Consider the following 10510-nt stretch of genomic DNA (forward strand, 5'->3'; position numbering starts at 1 on the left):
ACGACAGAAAGACAGCCAGTGATGGAAGTCTTGTAGGTATTCATGACAAGAACCATATTGCTGAGGAGCCGTATGAGGTGAAAATCTCACGTACGGTTTTGAAGACGAGTCGGTCAGGTGACTGACCGGCTTAGTTTAATAAATAGCTTCAATATTAACCATATCACCAATTCAGTATTAAATAAAATCTAATACCAGAGATTACATTTCTCAATCCAGAAGTATCATATAATACTCAATATGTAAATTTATTCGGATAGTTTAATCAACATTCAATGCTCAGATGTTTGTGTAAAAGTATTTGCCGGGAACGCCTGATGGGAAATCTATTCCAATTAGATTCTGATTTATGCAGCTTATATCCCAGTTTGAAATAAAGTTGCTGTGCTTGATGGTTATTTTCCAAGACATGGAGGTATAAGTCATCAAATCCCCACTCGTGAGCGAATTTTTCACACTTAATCAGAAGTCCTGAAGCAATACCATGTCTACGATATTTGGGGTGAACCGCTAAATTCGACAGATAAGGAAAACTTCTACCTGTCTTTACCCAAGAATCACTCAAACGCACACCCAATTCCACGGTTCCTACTAAGTGATGACTGGCGGCATTAGTAGTCTCAATAGCAACCAAACAAACATGATGGGGTGCAGGAGATGATAAGCGATGTTTGAGGTCTTCGTAAATACCCAAACGTACCAGGGGAAAAGCCCATCCCCAGAAACCATCATGTCCGTGAAAGCTTTCGGCAATGATGTGAGCAATACTAGTCAAATCATCAGCTGTGGCCACACGGATTTGGAACTGCCAGGAAGCTTGTTCGGCAGGAGATATGTCCGGATCTTGGTGGTAATGATCAAAAAACCAGGATGTCAAGGCAAGTTTAGTATGGATTTAATTAAACGAAATTTTCTGGAATATGGTGACATACTCCTACACTGACCTAGTGGACACTGTAGGCTTCTGGCTAAAATACTCGGCAAGCTGTGTTAGATTTAAATACTAACCTCAATAAGTGATATAGCATTGAAATTCTAACTTAATATCGCTTATTTAAATAAAAAGCCATACAACATTATGTTGTACGGCTTGTGGTGTAGTGTGAGGAGCTTAACTAAGTACCATCATAAAGTAATGCCAAAGTGGCAGAACACTCGTAACAATTTTGGTAACGGGATTTTTTGATCATGGGACTGACCCAAGTGTCAAACAAAATTATATTTTTTGTTTTGTAGTCGATGAATCAGGTAATTTATCTGCTATTCGGACTCCAGGCAATCATCGCCGCTACAAAGAGTCAGATATCAATAAATTTATTGGCAATAAGAAACCAGAAGATAAACCAGAGCAATAAGTGCTACTCTATAGCCGCGTCTCATCTGCTACCCAGAAGACTAAAGGCGATTTAGATAGACAGAATTCTAGACTAGCTGAATACTCCGCAAAGAATAATTACAAAGTATCTTACATATTAATGGAAGTAGGTTCTGGAATGAACGATTCTCGAGCTAAACTTCAGCAAGCAATGAAACTGGCTATTGAAGGTAAGATAACTAAGATAGTTGTGGAGCATAAAGACCGCCTCATCCTGCCATTACTTATTTGTGATATTGCCAAGTGTAGAACTTAGGTGAGAAAATTACAGAAAATCCCCTTAAGGAGGTAGTGCTTTGGGTAGAGGGAATGGCGACAATATGAAATTATGATTTGGTAATTACATAGCATGGGTAATTAAAAAAAAATAAAAGTATCAATTAACCCTTTGGCAATCAATCTTTAATTACACAATTAAGCTAAAAATTCTCTCCACACAGACATTCCGGCAATTATCCTGATCGAAAATAATAGTAGTAATGAATACATTTTTTATTACTACCATACCTTAAATTTTTGACTTGGGTGGTGTCACCCCTCCATGGTCACACCATCAATTGGTGTAACCTTTTGAGTGTAATCTCTTTTAGAAAAATATCATCTATGGCGAATTCAAGAATACAATAGACTTGAGAACTACAAAAAAAATTGTTCAACATCCTAAGTTGTATATCATTTAGGCTATAGCAACTACAGAGTTTTTTTTATCCAAGCATTTTCATATTCAATTATCTGATTTATAGCCTGTTCAACTCCATAACCTCTAGTGACAAACAAGTTTCCCAACATTTCCTTGGTTGGTGATAGTAGTTCCGAATGCCAATCAGAAGAGACTTGTGAATATTGCCCCAGCAGTAAATTAGCTATCTGCTATTTTGAGGTTAACAGAGGCAATTAGTAAGACATATGACCGAAATGGTGAGCTTTGTGGAAGTTTCACTGCCAAAGGTACAGAAAGTAAATCAGCTACCAGAAGTAATGCGCTGCCAAACTGACAAAAACGAAAAAAAATGGTCGGACTTACAAACAGCTGAAGTCATGGAAGGGAATAAAGAACTTCGGCAAACCCTAGAACGACTCCAAGTAGTTGTACAAGATCTGCGTCAACAAAATCAAGAAATGGCAATTGCTCTTGAAATCACCGAATTGGAGCGTCAACGTTATCAAGATTTATTTGACTTCGCTCCCCACCCATATTTAGTCACCGATGTCACAGGTGTGATTCAAGAAGCTAACCATGCAGCCGCCACCTTGCTGTCTGTGGAACAAAATTATTTGATGGGCAAACCATTAGTTTTGTTTATTGCTGAACAAGAAGGAGAGAAACTGATCACAGAACTAGAGACCTTGCAACAGGGAAAAGACTGGGAAATTTACCTCCAGCCACAGGGTGGTATATCTTTTCCGGCTACTGTTAGATATAGTGCAATGTATGACCTACAGGGTAATCCTGTGGGTTGGCGCTGGTTGCTTTTTGACATTAGCGCTCGCAAACAAGCAGAAGCGGCATTATATGAGGAAAGCAAAGACTTAGAACATCTGGTAGTGGAACGCACTAACCAACTTCTCGTATTTAACCAGCTTTTACAACAGGAAATTACTCAACGTCAACGCGCCGAAGAATCATTGCGGCAAAGCGAGAAACTGTATCGCCAGCTGGTGGAAACTCAAACAGACCTGATTATCCGTATAGATTTACAGGAAAGGGTAAGCTTTGCTAACAAAGTAGCTTACCAAGCATTGGGTAAGCAGTTGCAGGAATTACTTGGTCAATCGGTATGTGAGTTTTTCCATCCCGATGACTTCCCTCAAATCAGAGAAAATATCAGCAGTTTGATATCTTCACCTCATGACTCAATCACCAGTGAGTGTCGTCTGTTGACAGTTAATGGTATGCGCTGGCTGCAATGGAATATTGTCGCAATTCGCAATGAAGGGGGAGAGGTCTTGGAATTGCAGGGGGTTGGCAGAGATATTACAGGGCGCAAACGAGCCGAAGAGAAAATTAGGGAGCAGGCAGGCTTACTTGATATTGCCACGGATGCAATTTTAGTCATAGATTTGCACCGTAAAATATTATTCTGGAATCAAGGTGCAGAACATATATATGGTTGGCAGCCAGAAGAGGTTTTAGGTAAAGACCTCCAGGATCTGTTCGACAACAAAAATTCCCTGGCACTAGAAACATCAGTCGCGGCTTTGATTGCATCTGGTTCATGGCAGGGGGAAATGAGTAAATTGACGAGATCAGGGCAAGAAATTGTCGTAGCTAGCCGCTGGAAGCTGATGTATGATGCAGCAGGACAACCGAAATCTATTCTTTGTGTTGACACTGACATCACAGAAAAGAAACAACTCGAAGAGCAGTTTTTCCGCGCTCAACGTTTGGAAAGCCTTGGTACTTTAGCCAGTGGAATTGCTCACGACCTGAATAACATTTTAACGCCAATTTTGGCAGCATCACAACTGCTACAGGTGAGATGCTCTCAAGACAAGGAGCATTACCAACAGCTACTACCTATTATTGAAAGCAACAGCAAACGCGGTGCTGCTTTAGTCAAACAAGTCTTGTCATTTGCGCGAGGATTTAAGGGAGAGCGCACGATAGTTCAACTCAAGCATCTGATTTCGGAAATTAGCTACATAGCCAAACAAACATTTCCGAAATCTATTGAATTTGCTGTCAGTATACCAGAATATCTGTGGGCTGTCTGCGGAGATGCCACTCAACTGCATCAGGTGCTAATGAATCTCGTGGTTAATGCCCGTGATGCTATGCCAGCAGGTGGTACCCTCACCATCTCTGCAAAAAATATGTTTATTGATCAAGCCTATGCCCAAATGAATCTTGATGCCAAAGTAGGCAATTATGTGGTAGTTACGGTTGCCGATACGGGAATGGGGATGGCACCGGAAATTTTAGAGAGAATTTTTGATCCATTTTTCACCACCAAAGATATCGGCAAAGGTACAGGTTTGGGGCTTTCAACAGTGCTGGGAATTATCAAAAACCACCGTGGGTTTATCAATGTATGCAGCAAGGTTGCTCAAGGCAGTGAATTTCATCTGTTTTTGCCGGCGGTGGAAGTGGCCCAATCAGTTGATATAGATAATTTAGATATATTTCCCGGTCAGGGAGAACTAATTTTATTTGTGGATGATGAGATACAAATTCGGGAGCTTGCTAAAATTGTTCTGGAGAAATACAATTATAGAACTATCACCGCTAGTAATGGCATTGAGGCGATCGCACTTTATGCTCAGTACACACATGACATCAGCGCCGTTTTAATGGATATCATGATGCCGGAAATGGATGGAAATACGGCCATCCGAACTTTGCGAAAAATGAACCCAAAGATAAAAATTATTACTTGTAGCGGACTTGACACCACAGTTCCTTTGGCACATCCAGCTCATACTGATGTGGATTTAGTTGTTTCTAAGCCCTACACAGCCAAAGATTTATTAAATAGCCTCCACCATGTACTCCATAAAAGCTAGCTGAAAATCAACTTTTGTGGCTGATATAAACTACTTCTTCGACTTTTTATCTTGAGAAATTGAGATGGTATAGTTATACTGATTTTGGGATAGGTCACCTACGTATAGGGAGTATTCTCCTGCCTGCCAATAACCAGTAATTTCTGGCTTAGTTTCTGAGTAATTATCTGGGATCACACAAAAACGGCCGCCAGGTCCGTCAATCAGTATTGTTGGCTGTCCAGGACTGTCAACGGTTACCCGTAAGTAAGGAAGTGGTTCTGTTAACTGGAGAATTTGATTGGGCTTTTGAGCGATGTTGCCGCAATTAGTGCTCATTACTCCCCCAGAAATGCCATTTAAAATCAGCGGTGCCGACCCATTGGGTTGAATTTGCAGCCGTGGTACTTCAGCCCGAGCCTGAGTCAAGGACAAACTCGTGACCAAAGCTAGCGAAACAACTATCAATAGCCTCAAATTATTCATAATGATTAATGCTCCCGACTATTTCTGATTTGACATATTGATCATCTCACTGCTAAAACTGCACTGGTAGCGAGAGTTTCTTACCACATGAGGGTTTGCTGGGTTTTAAGTCATCAGGTAGCAACAATCAACACCTACCCTCAGTGACGCTGTGAGTCTGTCTATGTTCCTGTTTGATTTGATCATTTCCAGGATTTGCTAAGTTTGTTGTGAAACTAGTGACTAGATTGCAGCTGAGAACTCCAGATGAATCACCAACCTGAAGAAGACTTGCAGCGTCGCCTCGAAAATCTAGAGGCAGAAATCAATTCTACATCTGTAGATATTGGACAGCCAGCAAAAAATACAGAAACATCCCCGCCAGCATTTGTTAACTGGAAATCGCGTTTAGCAAAATTACAGCTTTGGTTTAAGAATTTGAACGGGATAACCAAGGTAATAGTTGGGGGTGTGGCCGTGCTATTGGGATTGGCAATACTACAAGCATTGCTCAGACTAGTTGCATCAGTGATCAGTGTGGCACTATTGGGTTTCTTGGTGTATCTTGGATACAAATTTTTTGTATCTGGTAACTCCCAAAAAAAGCAATAGTCTAATTCAACTGCCGCGATCCATATTTTAAACATAAATTCAAAGGAATTACGCAATGGTGACGCCAATTGTGAGGAAAAATACTAGTCAATCTAAAGAGTCAAACCAATTTGAAAAACCCCATTTCTTGCCATTCACAGCCAGGCGTTTGGCTGCATGGGCTACGGAAATCACTCTGGTGCTTACGAGTGGGCTAGTTCCCTTTGGGCTGGGTGTCTATGCCAATTCTAGAAATGACTTTAACCGAGTACCACTCCACCCAGTATTGGTAGTCACTCAAAGAGCGATCGCTCGACCTCTGGCTCTACCTGTGAGCTATGGTATTCCCAATGTCGCCGCCCCCAGTAATTTTTTGTGGATCATAGCCTTATTATCTCCTATAACCCTTTCATGGTGGCAATTATATTTACTGGGAAAAACAGGTAGTACTATTCCCAAGCGCAAATTTGGTGTGCGTGTTGTCAACGAGGTAGGTAAACCGGTGGGTTTAGCAACAGCTGTGGTGCGGGAAGGAGTTGGTCGGTGGACCATACCTGTTTCTATTGCCTATATTCTGTGGCGTTACAGTTTTGCCTTTCCCAATTTAGGATTGTTCACATTTTTGGCTGTCTTGATGGTGCTTGGTGAAGGGATGGCTTTACCATCACGTCGAGGTCGTCGGGCATTTCATGACTGGTTAGCAGGGACATATACAATAGATACTACCCATCCTTTGCACCCTTGGGAGCAAGAGGAGCAACCCCAAGTAGCCGAATCAGAAGAGGAACTAGCTCCTTTATCCATGTCAACCCTCACTGGGGAAACTACAAGTATCGCTACCTTCTGGCGAAGGATGCGACAAAACCCCAACCTGATTTTATTTGGCGTAGCCCTGGGCAGCATGATAGCGGTGCTAGGAATTTTGGTCTCCACGCAAGTTTATCTCCGAAGCCAACAAAATTGGCGGGAGACTCAGCAAATCAATAGCGAAAAGTTCCTCGCAATTGTACAAAAATTGGCTCCTGATTCTGGTGCTACCACGGAGGATCGCCAAAGTCTAATTCTAGCAATGGGTAGCCTTAATAACCCCCAATCGAGGCAATTTCTCACAGATATGCTGGTTGAAGAAACCAACCCCATCCTCCTAAATAAAATTCAAGAAGCTTTAGTCAGTTTAGGACTCCAGGCTATCCCGGAATTAAAAAACAAAAATCAGTTTTTAGCAGCTGAATTAAAGTCTATGGGTAGCATATCCCCAGGGCGGGAATTGCGACAACAGCAGTTACATATTAACCAGGAGACAATCAACAAAATTCTCAGGGTCAATAGCGCTAAAACTGCAAATGTTGATCTCAGCAGGGCCGAATTGGGTTCAAGGGGTGCTTCGGAAAGTTCATTTTTCCAGTTGGTCTTAGATCAGGTTGATTTGTCGGGAATCAATTGGAAGTCTGCAAATCTGAACCAAGCCAGTTTTAAAGGTAGTATCTTTAGGGGACAGGGTGAGGATGGACACTGGGACACTTACGACGATGCGATCGCGAATTTAAGCCTGGCTCAAATGAAACAAGCTAATTTCACCGATGCTAATCTCAGTCGGGTGATTATGAATCGGAGTGATTTAAGCGGTGCTATTCTCAACAGGGCTAATTTATCTCATGCACGTTTAATAGGTGCTGATCTTAGTAGCACCCAGCTAGTAGGAGCGAATTTGCAGGGTGCATTACTAGAGAAAGCCAGTTTAACTGGTGCTGACATCGGTGATGCCAAATTTCACGGAGCTAATTTGTATGGAGCTCGTTTAAGTCGGGTGATTGCCATGGGTACAAATTTATCCCATGCTAACGTCACTAATACTGATTGGAGAGGAGCAGACTTATCGGGAGCCTATTTAGATAATGCTAATCTCAGTAATGCTAACCTCAGCGCCACTCGCCTTACTGGTGCGGTATTACGCCGAGCTAGGTTAGAAAATGCTAACTTGCAAAATGCTGACCTGAGTTTTGTGGATTTACGGGGAGCAAATGTCACCGGTGCTGATTTTCTAGGAACAGTTCTGGCTCCTGTCCGACAAAATCCCACAGATACATTTGTCCAAACGCCAGATTTAGGCTCAATTTCTGCTGTGGTCCAAGGTGTTGATTTCTCTCAAGCCAAAAATTTAGATCGTAGCCAAATAGCTTACATTTGTCGCCAAGGCGGTTTCCATTCCGGTTGTCCGTAGGATTTCGGTAACCATACCCGCCTCTACAATTAAACTCCTGGCGGTATCTCAGCCGGATGTGGCTGTTTCCACAAGGGCTAACTTTGGGGATACACACTTCCCGGCAATACTATAACTTTGAAGATCATTAGCAAGATTTAACTGTGAGGTTAATATGCCAGTCAACTGAGGCGACATCGATTGTCACAGGTTGATTACCCTCACCTGGTATAATTAATGTAACACTAAATGAATCAGGGGGAAACACCTCATACGGCTTTCATCCCTAGACCCTGTCTCAAGGGTTTTCAGTCTGTCTTCTTGATTATTATCTATTTGCTGATTATGCCATCAATCAATTCTTCTCATCCCACGGATTTACTTCGTTACCGTCCTCGTCGTCTGCGCCGGACTGAATCTTTACGACGAATGGTCAGGGAAACTACTCTGAGTGTTAATGACTTAATCTATCCCATGTTTGTCACCGAGGGAGAAGGGCAAAAAGTAGAAATTGCTTCTATGCCTGATTGTTATCGCTATTCCTTAGATTTATTGTTAAAAGAAGTACAGCAAGTTTATGATTTGGGAATCAATGCGATCGCTCTGTTTCCCGTAATTCACGAAGAAAAAAAAGATAATCTTGGTACTGAAAGCTACAATCCAAATGGACTAGTACAGATAACTGTCAAAGCTATCAAACAAGCAGTTCCAGACATTATTATCATGACTGATGTGGCCTTAGACCCCTTCACCAGTCATGGCCATGATGGTTTAATTGATGAAGAGGGTAACATCTTGAATGACCCCACTGTGGAAGTCTTGGTAAAAATGGCAGTTTCCCAAGCTGCATCTGGGGCCAGTTTTGTCGCACCTTCAGACATGATGGATGGTAGAGTCGGAGCGATTCGTCAGGCTTTAGATGCAGCAGGTTACATTGATGTGGGCATTTTGGCATACTCAGCTAAGTATGCTTCTGCCTATTATGGACCTTTCCGGGATGCTTTAGATTCTGCACCGAAATTTGGTGATAAAAAAACTTATCAAATGGACCCAGCTAACACCAGGGAAGCTTTGAAGGAAATAGAATTAGACATCGCCGAGGGAGCAGATATGGTAATGGTGAAACCAGCCCTGGCTTATCTGGATATCATCTATCAAGTCCGCAACGCCACACATCTACCTGTAGCAGCATATAACGTCAGTGGTGAATACGCCATGATTAAAGCGGCTGCGCGTATGGGTTGGATTGATGAGAAAAAAATCATTTTGGAAACTTTAACCAGCATGAAACGAGCCGGTGCTGATTTAATCTTGACTTATTTCGCCAAAGAAGTAGCCTTAATGTTGTCTTAACTACCTCGTACAAGTTCTTGGTGTCTCTGTGTCTTTGTGGTTCGTTCATATAATGAGAGTTTTGATTCTTGGTGGAACCGGAGAAGCAGCAGAATTGGCGGCGAAAGTTGCCAATGTCCAGGGAATTGAGGCTATCACATCTCTAGCCGGTCGCACCCGTCAACCCTCATTACCATTGGGGGATTTGCGAATTGGGGGTTTTGGTGGTGTGACCGGACTAGTTAATTATCTGCATCAGATGAAAATTGATGTATTGATTGATGCTACTCATCCCTTTGCCGCTCAAATTGCCTCAAATGCGTCTGAAGCAGCCATTACAGTCAATATACCCCGTTTAAAGTTAATCCGCCCACCTTGGCAACAAGTTAATGGCGATCGCTGGATTGAAGTTGATAGTATAAAAGCTGCTGCTGCCGTAGTAGAAAATCAATCAAAACGGGTTTTTTTAAGCATTGGGAGGCAAGAAATCGGAGCTTTTGCCCATTTGCAGCTTTGGTTTCTCATGCGGATGATTGACCCTCCAGAAGCCAAGGCTTTAGTACCTCCGGGAAAACTGTTGTGCGCTCGCGGACCTTTTCACCTGCATAATGAAAGAGAAATGCTAATTCACCATCAAATTGATACCATTGTCAGTAAAAATAGTGGTGGCGAGGCCACTTATGCCAAACTTGTCGCAGCTAGGGAGTTAAACCTCCCTGTGGTAATGGTCAAGCGTCCCCCTCTACCCCCAGGGGAGCAAGTTACAGATATAGATCAAGCTTTGTTGTGGGTATATTCTTTATTGGGAAAACGCCCACATTCCCAATAAAAAACGCCCCCCATTTCTGAGAGGCGGTTTCGATTCAGCTAAACTTTATGATTAACCGTTGATTGCAGGAGCAGTCAAAGCAACAGGAGCAACATCACCAGCAGCCAAGTCTAAGGGGAAGTTGTGAGCGTTACGCTCGTGCATTACTTCCATACCCAGGTTAGCGCGGTTGATCACATCAGCCCAGGTAGCGATGACGCGACCTTGAGAGTCAATTACTGATTGGTTGAAGTTG

General features: G+C 42.4%; 9 protein-coding genes and 1 pseudogene. 7 read left to right on the forward strand and 3 right to left on the reverse strand.

Features of this window, described 5'->3' with window-relative positions:
* Positions 1–265: 265 nt before the first annotated feature.
* On the reverse strand, positions 266–877 hold the full coding sequence (locus PN447_RS13530) for a GNAT family N-acetyltransferase (RefSeq protein ID WP_334311105.1): 612 nt from the start codon (positions 875–877) through the stop codon (positions 266–268).
* A 289-nt stretch (positions 878–1166) separates the two neighbouring features.
* On the opposite strand from PN447_RS13530, the gene PN447_RS13535 reads away from it, so the two are divergent.
* The 3 genes from PN447_RS13535 to PN447_RS13545 all read left to right on the forward strand — a co-directional run bounded on the left by PN447_RS13535 (position 1167) and on the right by PN447_RS13545 (position 4879).
* Positions 1167–1355 carry a hypothetical protein gene (locus tag PN447_RS13535; RefSeq protein WP_271763567.1) on the forward strand — a complete coding sequence of 63 codons (189 nt, stop codon included), beginning with the start codon at positions 1167–1169 and terminating at the stop codon, positions 1353–1355.
* Entirely contained in the window at positions 1356–1631 is a 276-nt protein-coding gene (locus tag PN447_RS13540) for a recombinase family protein (protein ID WP_271763568.1), read from the forward strand. It abuts the gene before it with no gap.
* Between the two features lie 650 nt (positions 1632–2281).
* The gene (locus PN447_RS13545; protein ID WP_271763569.1) at positions 2282–4879 is read left to right on the forward strand and encodes a PAS domain-containing hybrid sensor histidine kinase/response regulator; all 2598 of its coding nucleotides are present in this window, start codon (positions 2282–2284) and stop codon (positions 4877–4879) included.
* Positions 4880–4909: 30 nt separating this feature from the next.
* Here PN447_RS13545 and PN447_RS13550 read toward each other — a convergent pair whose 3' ends face one another.
* The gene (locus tag PN447_RS13550) at positions 4910–5344 is read right to left on the reverse strand and encodes a hypothetical protein (protein WP_271763570.1); all 435 of its coding nucleotides are present in this window, start codon (positions 5342–5344) and stop codon (positions 4910–4912) included.
* A gap of 246 nt (positions 5345–5590) precedes the next feature.
* Between PN447_RS13550 and PN447_RS13555 the strand changes: the two genes are divergently transcribed.
* The 4 genes from PN447_RS13555 to PN447_RS13570 all read left to right on the forward strand — a co-directional run bounded on the left by PN447_RS13555 (position 5591) and on the right by PN447_RS13570 (position 10275).
* Positions 5591–5935, forward strand: coding sequence for a hypothetical protein (locus PN447_RS13555; RefSeq protein WP_271763571.1), 345 nt, complete (start codon positions 5591–5593; stop codon positions 5933–5935).
* 55 nt (positions 5936–5990) lie between these two features.
* Positions 5991–8135 (forward strand): pentapeptide repeat-containing protein, encoded by a 2145-nt coding sequence (locus tag PN447_RS13560; RefSeq protein ID WP_271763572.1) that lies wholly within the window; start codon positions 5991–5993, stop codon positions 8133–8135.
* Positions 8136–8459: 324 nt separating this feature from the next.
* Positions 8460–9467 carry a porphobilinogen synthase gene (gene hemB / locus PN447_RS13565; RefSeq protein WP_271763573.1) on the forward strand — a complete coding sequence of 336 codons (1008 nt, stop codon included), beginning with the start codon at positions 8460–8462 and terminating at the stop codon, positions 9465–9467.
* A 52-nt stretch (positions 9468–9519) separates the two neighbouring features.
* A complete protein-coding gene (locus tag PN447_RS13570) occupies positions 9520–10275 on the forward strand; it encodes a cobalt-precorrin-6A reductase (RefSeq protein ID WP_271763574.1) in 756 nt (251 codons plus the stop codon).
* Between the two features lie 51 nt (positions 10276–10326).
* On the opposite strand, the pseudogene PN447_RS13575 reads toward PN447_RS13570, so the two are convergent.
* Positions 10327–10510, reverse strand: a pseudogene (locus tag PN447_RS13575) (photosystem II q(b) protein); the annotation flags it as partial.

Source organism: Anabaena sp. CS-542/02, from assembly GCF_028331085.1.
Lineage (GTDB): Bacteria > Cyanobacteriota > Cyanobacteriia > Cyanobacteriales > Nostocaceae > Anabaenopsis > Anabaenopsis arnoldii.